Raw genomic sequence first — 15,489 nt, 5'->3', positions numbered from 1 at the left:
TCTGTGGTTATTTCATCGTTGCTTTAACCATATCAGAAATGGATTCTTTTTTCATTTATTTGATGCATGGACCATTTAGCTCAATACCTTGATAGATAAGCATTATTTGGTTATCAAAGATTTTTTATGAATAATTCAGGTAAAATTAATATATAGAAGGAATTTTTGGAACTATCTAGAAATACATATATGAAATGTAAGAATACTTTTAGGAGCTGAATATTTTGCATAAAAACAAAGAGGAGCTATTAATCCATCTTGAAGACTCTATTGATTTTGCAAAAAAATTAGGACGAGTATCAGAAGAACAATGGAGAACACCAATTGCAAAAGATAAGTGGACTATTGCTGAAGTATTCGGTCATCTTACACCATGGGATGAATTTGTATTAAATGACCGTCTGCCGTTTTTTCAATGAGACAACATTGCCAAAGGGACCAGATGTAGATGAGTTAAATCGTCAATCTGCTGAAATTAGCAGAAATAGTAGTAAAGAGGATACTATTGCAAACTTTATCAACGTCAGAAGAAATCTTATTATAGCCATTAATAACATTGATGACGAATTATGGGATAAAGAGAAATCGTTAGGTGATCGTACTATTACGCTTTATGAATATCTTGATGGTTTCAAAGAGCATGATTTACATCACTTTGAACAGATAAATAAAATCAATAATGTTAAACAACATTTATAATATACAACTATGAAGGAGGTTATAAAAATGGATGTTAGATTTCCAATTGGACCGTTAGAGGTTCCAGAAAATGTAACACTAGAGAATGTTCAAGAATGGTTAAAAGATATTGAAACTTATTCTACTCGATTAAGTGAAACGGTCGGTTCTATAAATGAAGAAGATTTTAGTAAAACATATCGAGAAGGTGCTTGGACAGTTCTTCAACTTGTTCATCACATTGCAGATTCTCAACTGAATATGTATCAACGTCTAAAACTAGCTTTAACAGATGAAAATCCATCGATACCACCATTTGATGAGGAAAAGTGGGCGATTCAACCAGATACAAAACTACCTGCAGAAGTTTCTATTAAAATGTTAGAGGGAATTAATGCACGAATCGTTTATTTAGGACAAAGCCTAACTGAAGATCAGTTAAAACGAGTATTTACACATCAGACAAATGGTGAAATAACAGTAGCAAGTAAGCTTGCCAAACTAAGATGGCATGAAGAACATCATTTGGCACATATCAAACTTGCATTAGCAAAATAAACTACTTCCAACTAAGAATGACTTGTCAGCTTTGATAAGTCATTTTTAGTTTAGGGAAAAGAAGTAGATTTAATAGTAGTTCGCATAGATTAATTCGGGGGGTTAGAGAGTGGATACAAGCATTACGTATTGGATTCGTAAAAGAGCTTATATTACACCTGATAGGGTTGCTCTAATAGGGGAGAATAAAAAATTCACGTATCAAGAGTTATTACTAGAAATTGAGCGAGTATCTAGTTTTTTGGATCACGTCATGCAACTTAAAAAAGGTGATCGCATTGCGATACTATCGCAAAATCGAGCAGAGTATTTTATTACATACTTTGCAATTGCTCAGTTAGGTTTAATAGCTGTTCCGTTAAATATCCGCTTAAGTGCATCAGAACTAGCTTATCAAATTCAAGATAGTGGTGCTAAGGCGATTATTTACGAAAAAGAACAAGAAGCATTATATAAACAATTAAACGATCTTGTTCATTTTGAAAATTCACAAATATTTGAGGGTGGTTTTTCATCATTCTCTACAAAAAAAGTAGAGGTAGATTTTGAAATTAATAGTTCAGAGGATCCTTATATTATTTGTTATACTTCAGGCACTACAGGTAAACCAAAAGGTGCTGTACTTACACAAGAAAATATGTTTTGGAATGCTCTAAATAACCAGTATGCCTTAGACTTAACATCTTCCGATAGATGTCTTGTCATTTTGCCACTATTTCATATAGGAGGTATTGGATTATTTGCTTTTCCTACTTTCCTTGCTGGTGGAAGCGTTATCATTCCTGGAAAATTCCAACCGAAACAAGTATTAAAGCTAATTGAGGATTTAAAAGTAACTGTGATGATGGGAGTTCCAACTATATATAATGCATTAATAACTGAAGAAACATTCAAAAAGACGGATTTTACATCGTTAAGAGTGTTCTGTAGTGGTGGCGCACCATGTCCAGTTGAATTATTACATGCTTATCATGAACAGGGATTGCCGTTATACCAGGGATTTGGAATGACAGAAACATCTCCGACAGTGTTTATGCTTTCAAAAGAAGATTATAAGAGAAAAATAGGTTCCATTGGCAAACCAGTAATGTTTTGTGAAATTGACCTTATCGATGATCATGGCAACTCCGTTAAGCAAGGGGATGTTGGTGAGTTAATCATCAAAGGTAAAAATGTATTTAAAGAATATTGGGGATTACCAGACAAAACAGCAGAATCGATCAAAAATGGTTGGTTTTATACAGGTGATCTCGCATATAAAGATGATGAAGGATTTATCTATATCGCGGGAAGAAAAAAAGACATGATTATTTCGGGTGGAGAAAATATTTACCCATTGGAAGTAGAGCAAATTATAGGGGAAATGAAAGAAATTAATGAAGTGGCCGTCATCGGCATTCAGGACGAAAAATGGGGAGAAGTACCGGTTGCCATGATTTCACTAAAGGCAGGACATCAATTATCAGAGATTGATATTCAAAATTACTGTGCTAGTAAACTTGCAAAATATAAAGTTCCAAAAAAAGTTGTATTCCTAGAAGATCTACCGAAAAATGCGACAGGAAAATTAGATAAAAAAGTCATGCAACTACAAATTGAAAAGGTGGAATTAACATGATCGGGGTAGAACATACAAGTATTTTTGAACCAGAAACAGTTGTAAGTGCAAGGGAATTAGAGGGATTAACAGGCATTCCGGAAAAAGTGATAATTGAAAAGTTTGGCTTAATTGAAAAAAGAGTAGCCTCTCAAACAATGCACGCCTCTGATTTAGCAGTAAATGCAGCAAAGAATATTTTAAAGAATGTGGATCCTAAATGTATCGATGTAGTCATTTACTTTGGTAGTCCTTATAAAGATTACCAAGTATGGACAGCATCTTCAAAAATTCAATATGAATTAGAAACTACTAATGCATACGCATTTGAACTAATGAATGTTAGTTCTTGTTTCCCGATTGCTCTAAAAGTTGCTAAGGATATGCTTGTTTCAGATGAAAGTATACAAAAAATTTTACTTGTAGGAGGATCTAAGGAATCAGGATTGATAAATTACGATAATCCTAGATCAAGATTTATGTTTAATTTTGCGGATGGTGGTGCTGCAGCGTTAGTTACAAGAAATGCTACCAAGTCTCGTATACTAGGTTCCTACATTATGACAGATGGTTCATTTTCAAAAGATGTGTTAGTTCCTGGGGGAGGTTCTGTACATCCTGTAAGTAAAGAAGTTGTAGAAGAAAAAATGTACTTTTTAGATGTACCTGATCCGTTAAGTATGAAAGAAAGACTAGACCCAGTTTCTATGCCAAACTTTATAAAAGTCATTACGAAAGCACTAGAGAAGAGTGGTAAGCAACTGGAGGATATAAAAATGTTACTCCCTCTCCATACAAAACGATCAATGTATTTGGAATTACTAAATAGTTTAGGACTTAAAGAAGAACAAAGTATCTATTTAGATCGCTACGGTCATATGTCTGCATTGGACCCTTGTTATGGGTTGTATATTGCAGAAAATGGAAATCGACTAAATAAAGGGGATATCATCGTAGCTGTTTCAGCAGGTACAGGATATTCATGGGCTGCAACCGTTATAGAATGGTTAAAATAGTCGACTTCACACTTTATTGTGAGTGTGTTAAACTGTTTTTAACTTATGAATGAAGGGAAGATGGGCGGACGATGGATAAATAATCTTATTTTTATGCTTTGAAATAGAATAAAAATTTATTTCAAATTAAAAATAGGATTAGTCTGCCCATTTTTCTAGCTTTACTTGGGTTCATTTAATATATTCTTTATGACAATTACTTCAGCAACGCCTAGCTGGGGTATGGATTGTTTGGCTCATAATTTTAATGAGCCAAACAGATTTGTTATGAAGTTAAAAGACTAATCCTTCCGAAAAATCAGGAGGATTTTTTTCTCCCTTCAAAAGGAGTTGTCGTTTAACATCGTTGATAATAGTGATAGTTTTTCATACAATAATAATTGGTAATGTTTTGCATTATGTAGAATCATTATTAGAAGGATGTGATGATATGGCTCATAAATACAATGCGCCAGATACTGGAAAAACTCATGCAAAGCCTATGAATAATATGGCGATACTTTGTATGAGATAAGAACCTAATCATCGCCAAGTAAACGTCTATTATTCATGTACGCTTTGCCCTTAGCTTAATTAATTAAGAAAAGGAGAGTTCCAATGCGTTACGTGAATGCAAATGATATTTTACCGAAACATCTTCTTGAAGAATTACAATCGTATGTACAAGGAGATTTAATTTATATTCCAAAACCAGAAGAACAAAGAATTAAATGGGGAGCTGCTTCTGGAGAACGGAAAAGGTTAGATGAACGAAATAAAACCATTAAAACGTTATTTAAAAATGGTACTTCTTTAGAAACACTTTCTATAGATTTTTGTTTATCAATCGAAACAATTAAAAAAATAGTTTACAGAAAATGAAAAGGTTGGTTAAAATCCAACCTTATTTTTATCCTGGAAGATTCACTTATGGCAAGTTTAATTATAAAAAAAGTAGTCAATTGAACTTGAGAAGCTTTTTCTGTAATCTATAGCGGAAGGAGTGTACGCTATGAAATTTATGAATGTAGAACAGTTTCAGTTCGTTAAAAAACAAGCCAAAAAGATATTAAATGCCAATACAACATCAAAAGATCAAAATGTCATTCAAGCAATCCAAGCAATGGTGCAAGAAGAGATAAATAATAAAATAACATTTCAAGATATCAAACAGCAACTTGTACTTCAACGAATTTTCACCCTACAAACGAAGGAACAATTGGAACAATTTTTAGAATCGATTAAACAATACGTTGAGCCATATAAAGTTCCAACTGACAATCAAATCAAAAAGTTATTCCCAAAAGATAAAAAAGTAAAACTTCCTAATTTAGATACAATCGATTTACAAGAAATTTCCTATTTAAGTTGGGTCGACTCAGGGACTAATCGAAAATATATAGTCTATTATGATGAGGGTACTCTGGTTGGAGTGCGCGGAGTTTTTAGCCATTCTGAAAAACAAGGAGTTTGTTCAGTTTGTAATCAGCATGCAAAAGTTGGTCTATTATTAGTATCTAAAAGTGGTACAGTACAAGGTACTTATACAAAAAGAGGAAACTATTTATGTGAAAATAGCGAAACATGCAACGAAGCATTAACTGATATGAACAAATTAAAAGAGTTTGTAAATAATTTAAGGTAAGTTAACTGAGGGGTGTCATAAATATGATGATGTTATTATTTTATTAATATTTATTCCCGGGAAATAATTTAAACTATATTAAAAGAGGGAATAAATTATTATGTCATATACATCAACAGATCCAAAATCGAATTGGAAGAAAAATATTACACTTTTTTTAAGTAGTCAAACGATTTCAATGTTTGGTTCATCATTAGTACAATATGCGATTATGTGGTATATCACTTTATCCACACAATCGGGTATTATGATGACGATTTTTATATTGTGCGGATTCATACCGACATTTCTTTTATCACCATTTGCAGGTGTTTGGGCGGATCGCTACAATCGAAAAATGCTAATGATTCTATCGGATTCGATGATTGCCCTTGCAACATTAATACTAGCTTTTCTTTTTATGATGGGCTACGATGCCATGTGGTTATTTTTCCTGGTAGCTGCAATACGAGCGCTTGGAACCGGAATTCAAACTCCAGCAGTAGGTGCTGTTTTACCACAAATCGTACCTGAAGAACATCTTGTTAAAATAAATGGGATTAATGGCTCCATTCAAGCGGTCATTATGTTTATTTCTCCAATGGTTAGTGCAGCGCTAATCGTTGCAACTTCGATTGAAGTCATTCTTTTTATTGATGTAATTACAGCGATAATAGCGGTAGGAATATTACTCTTCTTCTTACGTATTCCTACACATAAGAAGGCTTCTGAAGCTCAAAATACTGGGTACTTTAATGACTTTAAAGAAGGCTTGGTTTATATAAAAAACCATAGCTTTCTAAAGATTTTAATGAGTATGTTTGCTGTATTTTTCGTATTAATGGCTCCGGCTGCATTTTTAACACCAATACAAGTGGCTCGAACTTTTGGTAGTGAAGAATGGTTACTCGCTGCCATTGAAATTGCTTTCTCTATTGGAATGATGCTTGGTGGAGGACTTATTGCGGGATGGGGTGGCTTTAAGAATAAGATTCATACGATGGCATTTGCCGGTCTAATAATGGGAGTTTGTACAGTTGCTCTAGGCATTGTACCAAACTTCTGGATTTACCTAATCTTTATGGGAATCTTCGGAATTGCCATGCCATTATTCAATACACCTACAACCGTTCTTATCCAAGAAAAAGTGGACCCTGATTATTTAGGAAGAATATTTGGTGTTTTTGGAATGATCTCTACATCGATGATGCCAATTGGTATGTTGATTTTTGGACCAATTGCAGATTATATCGAAATAGAGTGGCTCTTAATCGCTACCGGATTAATCATGACGTTTTTATTAATCTTCCTTGTAAAAAGTAATACATTAATTGAAGCAGGGAAGCCAAAAGCAATAGAACAAATAATAGAAGAATAAAAATAAAAGACGTACAGTTTGAAGTAAATACTTTCAGACTGCACGTCTTCTTTATTTTAAGAAAAATAATCGTACGCATTTTTTGCAAGTAGAAGAATAGTAACGACTATAAATAGTACTCTCACATAACTACTACCGCGTTTAATAGCATATTTTGAGCCACAAATAGCTCCTAATACTTGGGCTACCCCCATGATCAAACCGTAGACGTAATTGATTTGGCCTAAAAACATAAACATCAATAATGCACCAATATTACTTCCGAAATTTAAAAATTTCGCATTACCTGCAGCTTTTAAGAAGTCAAACCCAATCATTAGAAAAGCAAATATTAAAAAGGAGCCTGTTCCCGGCCCTAGAAAGCCATCATAAAATCCAATCGCAAAAATCAGAAGGAAAAATCCGATATATTTTAAAGTCGATAACTTTTTATATGTAGAAATACTTCCCCAATCTTTCTTGATCAACGTGTAGACTAAAACGCCTGCAAGCATCAATAACATTAATGGTTTTAGAACCGATGGATCCATTAAATGGACAATCCACGCCCCAATACCTGCAGCTATAAATACGATTGGGAATAACCCCATAATACTTTTCAATTCTATTTTTCCAGAACGATAGAAAGTAATAGTACTTGTTAATGAGCCCATTGTACCGGCCAATTTGTTCGTAGCGACTGCAGCAGACGGGCTTAACCCAGTAAACATTAAAGCTGGTAAAGAAATCAGTCCTCCACCACCAACTACAGAATCAATAAAGGCAGCCAAAAAACCAAATAAAAATAATAACAATACAATCGATAAATCTATGTCAATTAGCATAATTAGTCCTTCTTTCTTAGTGAGCACAACAACCAAATATTATCTGAAAAAAGTAATAATGTAAATAACATTTGAAATGAAATGCCTTTAAGTTAAGCGTGGAAAATCCTTGCCGAACTCTTTATAACAATAGAAAAACTATGGAACTAAAAATCTACAAAATTTACGCATAATATTGTTTGTTTTAAAATACTGTATCATATATACTGTATGATACATAGTATGTATTGTATAGCATGGAGGTGTACGATGAGCAATCTGTTAGACTCATTGATTATCGAGTTAAGAAGAGGGACGTTAACATTGGCGGTTTTGAGTCAATTGCAAACAAAGCAATATGGTTACTCGCTTGTTCAATTATTGGAACAATCGGGGATTTCGATCGAACAAAGTACCTTATATCCATTATTACGTAGGCTTGAAAAACAGGAATTGGTTGAAAGTATTTGGGATACGACGGAGTCTAGACCGCGGAAATATTATGTATTAACTGATTTTGGTATAGAGATTTATCAGAAATTGAGAACGGAATGGTTAGTCAATACAAAACAACTTAACGAATTATTGAAAGGAGAATGAACATGAATTTAATTGATATATATATTCATGAAGTAACTCGTCGCTTGCCTGAAAAAAGTCGAGAGGATATTGGGTTGGAGCTAAGAAGTACTATAGAAGATATGCTGCCGGATGACTATACGAAGGAAGACGTTGAAGAGGTATTGAGTCAGTTGGGGAACCCAGCGGTGTTAGCTAGTAATTATAGTGAAAAGCCAATGCATCTAATCGGTCCACGTTATTACGATGTATATGTTACTTTATTAAAAATGATCATTCCAATTGCAGCTACTATTACATTAATCTCATTGTTAGCAAAATATATATTTAGTTATAGTGAAAGTCAATCCGTGCCAAATGTTGGACTAATGATAATTGGAGAAGGTATTTGGAGTATCCTTGATGTAGCAGTACAAACATTCTTCTGGTTAACACTTACTTTTGCAATTATTGAACGAGTAGAAAATTCAAAAGAACGTGATCCGCTTTCGATAAGTGGAAAAAAGTGGTCACCAAAGGATTTGAAGAATGTCACTTTCATTCCAAAGAAAAGAGCTATTTCTAACGTATTTGTTTTCGGAATGTTATTTTGGACAGCAATTTGGGCTACCGTTTATTTTAATGCAGACAAACTTGTTGGGATCTATACAAAAGGAGAGAACGGGCTTCAATTTGTAATTCCGGCATTTAATCAAACAGTATTAAACTCCTATTGGCCATTAATCATACTTAGCGTTGGTTTAGAAATTGCCTTGGCACTATTAATGTTGTTAAAGAAACAATGGACGAAAAATATTGCATTGTTAAATGTACTAAAGGAAGTTGTAGGGACAATTTCAGTAATTATCATTGTGATGAATGTAGCAATCTTTAACCAAGAATTTTTAACATATATGGGTCATTTGTTCAAACTTGATGGGATGAAGGTTGTAGGGTTTATTCAATGGATTACAATTATTCTCTATCCAATATTTGCAGTTTGGAATTGTATTGATGGTTTCTTAAAAACTAAAAAAGTTTAACATAAGCAAAAAGCAAATGGTTTTCTATTTCTTAGAGCCATTTGCTTTTTGTTTTTCATATATTAACGCATTGAAGTAAAAGAAATTGAAATTAAGTTTAGTAATATTTTCTTACCCAACAGAATAAAAAGTAAATAGATTCAAAATTAACAAAGAAATAAAGTGTTTCAAGTAATATTTATTGAAACATTAATTAAGGGAGGTCAATTAATAGTAGAATACGCAAAAGTGAAGGGTCGTTTTGTTTTGGTTAACTTCTGTTTTCAAGATTGAAAAAATTTGACGTGGAGGTTATGTATGAAAAAGCTTAATCGTAATATTTTTCTTTTATTTATGTTATTAATACTATCGGCTGTATTAGTAGCGTGTAACTTTGGAGGGGAACAAACGACAACAAAGCCAAACGAAGAACAAACTAATACTGATACTGAAAATAATACGGAAGATCCAGTAACAAATGAAACGACTGAGCCGAAAGAAATCAATTTAGTTATTGCCTCTGAACCACCATCTTTACATCCACAATTAGCTACAGATACAACATCTGGAGCAATTTTAAATAATACTTTTGAAGGGTTAACTACTGTTATTGACGGGGAAGTAGTAATGTCTGCTGCAAAAGACGTTAAAATCAGTGATGACTTATTAACGTATACATTCACATTACGGGATGCAAAATGGACAAACGGCGACCCTGTAACAGCTGAAGATTTCGAATACGCATGGAAATGGGCGTTAACAGCTGAAAACACATCTGAGTATGCTTCTATGTTATATCCGATTAAGGGAGCGAAAGCATTCCATGAAGGAACAGGCTCTGAAGCGGATTTAGGCATTAATGTAATTGATGCGAAAACAATAGAAGTAACACTTGAAAATCCTACACCATATTTCTTAGAATTAACGGCATTTAAAACATATTACCCAATCCATAAAGCAACAGCTGAAGCGAATCCTGAATGGTATACAGAAGCAGGTGAAGGGTATGTATCAAACGGACCTTTCAAATTATCTGATTGGCAACATAGTGCATCCATTACTTTAGAGAAAAACGAAAATTATTGGGATGCAGAAAATGTAGCCCTTGATAAAGTGAATATTTCAATGGTTGAACTCGAGTCAACGATGGCGACAATGTTTGATGCTGGAGAGATTGATTTCTTAGGTTCACCATATGGTTCGATTGGTTTAGATGTCATTGATCGTTATAAACAAGAAGGTATCTTAACAATTGCTGACTACTCTGGATTATACATGTATAAATTCAATACAACAGATCCACTTATATCGAACGTAAATCTTCGTAAAGCATTAACTCTTGCAATTAATCGAGAAGGGTTAATTACAAACATAACAAAAGGTGAACAAAAACCGGGAGTATCTATGGTTCCTTCGGGAGTAACTGGATTTGAAGAAGAACGTGGTTATTTTAAAGATAATGATGTGGAAGGTGCAAAAGCTGCTTTAGAACAAGCGATGAAGGAACTTGGAATAGCTAGTCCAAGCGATATTAAACTTAACTTATCCTATAACACTAGTGAAGCGCATGCTACCATCGCTCAATATATTCAAGAAAACTGGAGAACTACTTTAGGAATTGATGTGACTCTTGATAATTCAGAGTGGCAAGTATATCTAGATAAACTAAGTAACCTAGATTATCAAATTGGGCGTTTAGGTTGGATTGCTGACTATAACGATGCATACACATTCTTAGAAATGTACGATTCTGCAACTAACGGTAATAACGATACTGGATGGGAAAATGCAGAATATACAGCATTGCTACAAAAATCCAATACAGAAACGGATCCAGAAGCACGTCTTGACCTATTAAAACAAGCTGAGGCAATCTTTATGGCAGAGTATCCAATTGCACCAATCTATTACTATACAAATCTATCTGTTAAGAAAGATTATGTAAAAGGAAGCATTGAGCCAGATGGATTGGGTAATATTTATCTGAAAAACGTAGATATAGAAAAATAAGAATCAATTGTTGATCTGAAACTTCGTATTAGAAAAGGCTGCTGATCGTCGAGTAATCGATTCAAGCAGCCTTTTGTTCTTTAAAACTATGACAAGGTGGGGTACGCTTTGCTCAAGTACATTTTAAAAAGATTTCTATATATGTTTATTGCGCTTTTCGTCATTATTACGGTTACCTTTTTTCTAATGCGCTTAGCACCTGGAAGTCCATTTGCAAGTGAAAAAGAGTTTCCTCCACAAATTGAGGAACAACTTAATGCTAAATATGGTTTAGACAATCCTTGGTACATCCAATATATGGACTACGTTATCGATTCATTTACCTTTGATTTTGGTGAATCGATGAAATATAAAGGACGTTCAACAAATGATATTATTTTTGAAAGTTTCCCTATTTCCTTCACTTTAGGAATGGAAGCGATGTTAATTGCCATTGGTTTTGGTGTTTTATTTGGCGTAATAGCAGCTCTTTACCATAATCGATTCCCTGATTATTTAATTACGACAATAGCTGTTTTGGGAATATCAATACCATCGTTTATATTGGCGGGATTAATGCAATACTTCTTAGCATTTAAATTAGGAATGTTCCCGATTAGTGGGTGGAAAGGGTTTATCTATAGTATCTTACCAGCACTTGCAATCGCGACAACTCAAATAGGGTTTATTGCAAAATTAACGAGGTCGAGCATGCTAGAGCAAAGGAATAGTGAATATGTAAAACTTGCAAAAGCAAAAGGATTAGGAAAATGGACAACTGTATTTAGACATACACTCCGAAATGCTTTGTTGCCTGTTGTTACATATTTAGGTCCGCTTTCAGCTGGTGTATTAACAGGGAGCTTTGTTATTGAACAAATTTTTTCAATCCCTGGGTTGGGAAGACACTTTGTAACTAGTATAGGTAATCGTGATTACACAGTAATTATGGGAACGACTGTGTTCTACTCTATTATTCTATTATTTGCTGTATTTATCGTTGATATTTTATACAGCTATATTGACCCAAGAATTAAGTTGAAAGGAGCGAAAAAATAATGACGCAATCCGATCAACAATTTGAAAAAATAAATCGAAAATTATTTAAAGTAGTTGGTGTAAGAGAAAGTGAGTCTGAAAAACTTGCTGAAAAATCTATTTCTTTTTGGAAAGAAGTACTCCTGAGATTTTCGCAAAATAAAGTCGCGATTATTGGATTACTTCTATTATTAATTATTGCGGTTATGGCAATTGTTGTACCGATGACTTCACCTTACAATTACCGAGAACAATTGGGAATTTATAACGCAGCCCCTTCAGCAACTCATTGGTTTGGTACAGATGATTTAGGACGAGATATGTTTGTACGTGTATGGGAAGGTGCGCGGATTTCATTATTTATTGGACTAACAGCAGCAATTATCGATTTAATAATTGGTGTTTTATGGGGCAGTATAGCAGGTCTTTCAGGTGGTCGGGTAGATAACATCATGATGCGTATAGCTGATGTTTTATATGCTGTACCGTATCTATTAGTTGTAATTATTCTGCTTGTTGTTATGGATAAAGGAATCTTGCCAATGATTATTGCTCTATCTATAACTGGATGGATCAATATGGCAAGGATTGTTCGAGGGGAAGTATTATCCATAAAAAATCAAGAATACGTATTAGCAGCGCGAACCCTGGGGGCTAATACTTGGCATTTAATAAAAAAACATTTAATACCAAATGCATTTGGTGCCATTTTAGTAACTATGACTTTAACCATTCCTACGGCGATATTTACGGAATCATTTTTAAGTTATTTAGGTTTGGGGGTACCGCATCCAGATGCGAGTTGGGGAACGATGGCAGCAGAGGGAAATAAAGCACTGACTTCTGCACCTTGGCGACTATTCTTCCCAGCATTTTTTATCTCATTAACTATTTTCGCATTTAACGCAGTTGGTGATGGATTGCGAGATGCATTAGACCCTAAATTACGTAAATAAGAAGGTGAAAGTGATGAGGAAAAAGCTGTTAGAAGTGAAAGATTTAGAAATTAACTTTAAAACCTTTGCAGGTGTTGTACAAGCGGTCCGCGGTGTTTCTTTTGATTTGTACGAAGGAGAAACGTTAGCTATAGTTGGTGAATCGGGCTCTGGAAAAAGCGTAACATGTAATGCAATTATGAAATTAATACCTGAGCCTCCTGGGGTTTATGCAAACGGGGAAATATTGTTAGAGGGGAAGAATTTAATACCTCTAAAAGAAAGGGACATGACTAGAATAAGAGGAAATGATATAGCCATGATCTTTCAAGACCCCATGACTGCACTGAATCCCACAATGAGGATTGGAAGACAAATTACAGAAGTGATCTTAAAGCATACTAAAGTTTCAAGAGCAGAAGCGAACGCGAGAGCTTTAAAATTATTAGAACTTGTTGGAATTCCAATGTATGAAAAAAGATTTAGACAATATCCCCATGAATTAAGTGGTGGTATGAGGCAAAGAATTGTCATTGCTATTGCACTAGCAGCTGACCCGAAATTATTAATTGCAGATGAACCTACTACAGCGCTTGATGTAACAATTCAAGCTCAAATCCTTGAATTGATGAAGGATATTCAAATGAAAAGAAATACATCCATTATCTTTATTACCCACGATTTAGGCGTTGTTGCAAATGTAGCGGATCGGGTTGCAGTAATGTATGCAGGTCAAATCGTGGAGTATGGAACAGTAAATGATATTTTTTATAATCCAAAACATCCTTATACTTGGGGACTATTAGGTTCAATGCCTGATTTAAAAAATAACTCTAAAGAGTTGTTAAGAACTATTCCTGGAACACCACCAGATCTAATAAATCCTCCAAAAGGGGACTCCTTTGCACCTAGGAATGAATTTGCATTAGCAATTGATTTTGAAAAAGAACCACCAATGTTTAAAGTATCAGAAACTCACTATGCTAAAACATGGACTTTGCATCCTGAGGCACCAAAGATTCCAATACCTCAAGAAGTAGCAGATAGAATTGCAGGCTATTTAAGGGAGGAGGAGGCCGGTGTCTGAAAAAATCCTTGAAGTAAAAAATTTGAAACAGTATTTTGGCACTTCCAAAAACCCGATTAAAGCGGTTGATGGGATTAGTTTTGACATATATGAGGGGGAGACACTTGGATTAGTTGGAGAATCAGGGTGCGGAAAATCTACTACCGGTCGCTCTATCATTCGACTATATGATATTACTGAGGGGGAAGTTCGATTTAAGGGAAAAAATGTACATGGTACAAAATCACGCAAAGAAATGAAACAATTTAATCGTGATATGCAAATGATTTTCCAAGATCCCTATGCCTCACTAAATCCTCGAATGACTGCTGGTGAAGCAATAAGTGAAGGATTTGAAATACATGGTCTATACAAAAGTAAAGCAGAACGTAAAGAAGTTGTCGATTCACTTCTGGAGGCAGTTGGGTTAAATAGTGAACATGCAAATCGATATGCTCACGAATTTTCAGGAGGACAACGCCAACGAATTGGAATTGCTCGTGCACTAAGTTTGAATCCTAGCTTTATTATTGCTGACGAGCCAATTTCAGCATTAGATGTCTCGATTCAGGCACAAGTTGTAAATCTACTAAAAAAATTACAATATGAACGAAATCTAACATATTTATTTATCGCACATGATTTATCTATGGTGAAATATATTAGTGATCGAATAGCGGTAATGTATATGGGGAAAATTGTTGAGCTTGGACGTGCTGATGAAATATACAATCACCCGATTCATCCATATACTAAATCCCTACTTTCTGCAGTTCCACTTCCTGATCCTTTATCAGAAAGAAAACGAAAAAGAATCATTTATGTACATGAAGAAGCAGATGATAGTGCGACACTTCAAGAAGTATATCCAAACCATTTTGTATATGGAACAAGTGAGCAAATTGATAGATGGAATGTATAGTTATTATATAAGAAGAAAATGCCTTGAAGAGATAAATTTCAAGGCATTTTCTTTTAATTTTTTTATGAATGTGAAATTATTGCTCACGATTTATTTAATAACAATTACACAAAAAAGGTGTCATGTTTAATGAGTTAAAAAGGCTGATTTTTTTTCGAGATTAAAGTATATTCAAGTGAAAAAATCAAACAATAATAACAAACCAAAAAACAATATTGAAAAAACATTTGAGTTGAGTTTTCATTATTTTCTAAAAAATAAGAAGAATTAGAAAATATTAAAAATTAGTATATTTATAAAAATGTATACGCTTTAATAACAAAAAG

At 34.0% G+C, this 15,489-nt stretch carries 16 protein-coding genes; 15 read left to right on the top strand and 1 reads right to left on the bottom strand.

The features are described 5' to 3' along the window. The first annotated feature begins 224 nt into the window (after positions 1–224). From ACOQFO_RS05850 to ACOQFO_RS05815, 8 genes are all read left to right on the top strand, one after another. Entirely contained in the window at positions 225–419 is a 195-nt protein-coding gene (locus ACOQFO_RS05850; RefSeq protein ID WP_421688762.1) for a maleylpyruvate isomerase N-terminal domain-containing protein, read from the top strand. Between the two features lie 7 nt (positions 420–426). Further along, a complete protein-coding gene (locus ACOQFO_RS05845) occupies positions 427–699 on the top strand; it encodes a hypothetical protein (protein ID WP_421688761.1) in 273 nt (90 codons plus the stop codon). A gap of 27 nt (positions 700–726) precedes the next feature. After that, positions 727–1,236 carry a YfiT family bacillithiol transferase gene (locus ACOQFO_RS05840; protein ID WP_421688760.1) on the top strand — a complete coding sequence of 170 codons (510 nt, stop codon included), beginning with the start codon at positions 727–729 and terminating at the stop codon, positions 1,234–1,236. Positions 1,237–1,345: 109 nt separating this feature from the next. Beyond that, positions 1,346–2,854, top strand: coding sequence for an o-succinylbenzoate--CoA ligase (menE, locus tag ACOQFO_RS05835; protein WP_421688759.1), 1,509 nt, complete (start codon positions 1,346–1,348; stop codon positions 2,852–2,854). After that, positions 2,851–3,849, top strand: coding sequence for a 3-oxoacyl-ACP synthase (locus tag ACOQFO_RS05830; protein WP_421688758.1), 999 nt, complete (start codon positions 2,851–2,853; stop codon positions 3,847–3,849). Before menE ends, ACOQFO_RS05830 begins: the two co-directional genes overlap by 4 nt. Positions 3,850–4,446: 597 nt before the next feature. Then, a complete protein-coding gene (locus tag ACOQFO_RS05825) occupies positions 4,447–4,710 on the top strand; it encodes a CD3324 family protein (protein WP_421688757.1) in 264 nt (87 codons plus the stop codon). Positions 4,711–4,840: 130 nt separating this feature from the next. Continuing rightward, complete coding sequence (locus tag ACOQFO_RS05820) at positions 4,841–5,473, top strand: FusB/FusC family EF-G-binding protein (protein WP_421688756.1); 633 nt, start codon at positions 4,841–4,843, stop codon at positions 5,471–5,473. A 100-nt stretch (positions 5,474–5,573) separates the two neighbouring features. Then, entirely contained in the window at positions 5,574–6,830 is a 1,257-nt protein-coding gene (locus ACOQFO_RS05815; protein ID WP_421688755.1) for an MFS transporter, read from the top strand. A 56-nt stretch (positions 6,831–6,886) separates the two neighbouring features. Here ACOQFO_RS05815 and ACOQFO_RS05810 read toward each other — a convergent pair whose 3' ends face one another. Then, positions 6,887–7,654: a TSUP family transporter gene (locus ACOQFO_RS05810; RefSeq protein ID WP_421688754.1), complete on the bottom strand. Its 768-nt coding sequence runs from the start codon at positions 7,652–7,654 to the stop codon at positions 6,887–6,889. A gap of 249 nt (positions 7,655–7,903) precedes the next feature. Between ACOQFO_RS05810 and ACOQFO_RS05805 the strand changes: the two genes are divergently transcribed. The 7 genes from ACOQFO_RS05805 (at position 7,904) to ACOQFO_RS05775 (ending at position 15,163) form a co-directional block, all read left to right on the top strand. After that, positions 7,904–8,233 carry a PadR family transcriptional regulator gene (locus ACOQFO_RS05805; RefSeq protein ID WP_421688753.1) on the top strand — a complete coding sequence of 110 codons (330 nt, stop codon included), beginning with the start codon at positions 7,904–7,906 and terminating at the stop codon, positions 8,231–8,233. Positions 8,234–8,235: 2 nt separating this feature from the next. After that, a complete protein-coding gene (locus ACOQFO_RS05800; protein ID WP_421688752.1) occupies positions 8,236–9,234 on the top strand; it encodes an HAAS signaling domain-containing protein in 999 nt (332 codons plus the stop codon). 297 nt (positions 9,235–9,531) lie between these two features. Then, positions 9,532–11,223, top strand: coding sequence for a peptide ABC transporter substrate-binding protein (locus ACOQFO_RS05795; RefSeq protein ID WP_421688751.1), 1,692 nt, complete (start codon positions 9,532–9,534; stop codon positions 11,221–11,223). Positions 11,224–11,331: 108 nt separating this feature from the next. Further along, positions 11,332–12,261 carry an ABC transporter permease gene (locus tag ACOQFO_RS05790; RefSeq protein ID WP_421688750.1) on the top strand — a complete coding sequence of 310 codons (930 nt, stop codon included), beginning with the start codon at positions 11,332–11,334 and terminating at the stop codon, positions 12,259–12,261. Continuing rightward, positions 12,261–13,196, top strand: coding sequence for an ABC transporter permease (locus tag ACOQFO_RS05785; RefSeq protein WP_421688749.1), 936 nt, complete (start codon positions 12,261–12,263; stop codon positions 13,194–13,196). Before ACOQFO_RS05790 ends, ACOQFO_RS05785 begins: the two co-directional genes overlap by 1 nt. Positions 13,197–13,209: 13 nt before the next feature. Then, the gene (locus ACOQFO_RS05780) at positions 13,210–14,262 is read left to right on the top strand and encodes an ABC transporter ATP-binding protein (protein WP_421688748.1); all 1,053 of its coding nucleotides are present in this window, start codon (positions 13,210–13,212) and stop codon (positions 14,260–14,262) included. Next, on the top strand, positions 14,255–15,163 hold the full coding sequence (locus ACOQFO_RS05775) for an ABC transporter ATP-binding protein (RefSeq protein WP_421688747.1): 909 nt from the start codon (positions 14,255–14,257) through the stop codon (positions 15,161–15,163). The genes ACOQFO_RS05780 and ACOQFO_RS05775 overlap by 8 nt, the downstream gene beginning before the upstream one ends. The last annotated feature ends 326 nt before the right edge of the window (positions 15,164–15,489 follow it).

Origin of the sequence: Ureibacillus sp. MALMAid1270 (assembly GCF_049202975.1) — a bacterium.
Classification (GTDB): Bacteria; Bacillota; Bacilli; order Bacillales_A; family Planococcaceae; genus Ureibacillus.
The sequence above is the reverse complement of the archived record's forward strand: the minus strand, read 5'-3'. Positions and strand labels throughout refer to the sequence as shown.

What these genes read in the sequence shown, in the direction of transcription:
- ACOQFO_RS05840 (WP_421688760.1), top strand. Translation starts at nt 727, where the DNA reads ATGGATGTTAGATTTCCAATTGGACCGTTAGAGGTTCCAGAAAATGTA.
- ACOQFO_RS05830 (WP_421688758.1), top strand. Translation starts at nt 2,851, where the DNA reads ATGATCGGGGTAGAACATACAAGTATTTTTGAACCAGAAACAGTTGTA.
- ACOQFO_RS05825 (WP_421688757.1), top strand. Translation starts at nt 4,447, where the DNA reads ATGCGTTACGTGAATGCAAATGATATTTTACCGAAACATCTTCTTGAA.
- ACOQFO_RS05820 (WP_421688756.1), top strand. Translation starts at nt 4,841, where the DNA reads ATGAAATTTATGAATGTAGAACAGTTTCAGTTCGTTAAAAAACAAGCC.
- ACOQFO_RS05815 (WP_421688755.1), top strand. Translation starts at nt 5,574, where the DNA reads ATGTCATATACATCAACAGATCCAAAATCGAATTGGAAGAAAAATATT.
- ACOQFO_RS05810 (WP_421688754.1), bottom strand. Translation starts at nt 7,654, where the DNA reads ATGCTAATTGACATAGATTTATCGATTGTATTGTTATTATTTTTATTT.
- ACOQFO_RS05805 (WP_421688753.1), top strand. Translation starts at nt 7,904, where the DNA reads ATGAGCAATCTGTTAGACTCATTGATTATCGAGTTAAGAAGAGGGACG.
- ACOQFO_RS05800 (WP_421688752.1), top strand. Translation starts at nt 8,236, where the DNA reads ATGAATTTAATTGATATATATATTCATGAAGTAACTCGTCGCTTGCCT.
- ACOQFO_RS05795 (WP_421688751.1), top strand. Translation starts at nt 9,532, where the DNA reads ATGAAAAAGCTTAATCGTAATATTTTTCTTTTATTTATGTTATTAATA.
- ACOQFO_RS05785 (WP_421688749.1), top strand. Translation starts at nt 12,261, where the DNA reads ATGACGCAATCCGATCAACAATTTGAAAAAATAAATCGAAAATTATTT.
- ACOQFO_RS05780 (WP_421688748.1), top strand. Translation starts at nt 13,210, where the DNA reads ATGAGGAAAAAGCTGTTAGAAGTGAAAGATTTAGAAATTAACTTTAAA.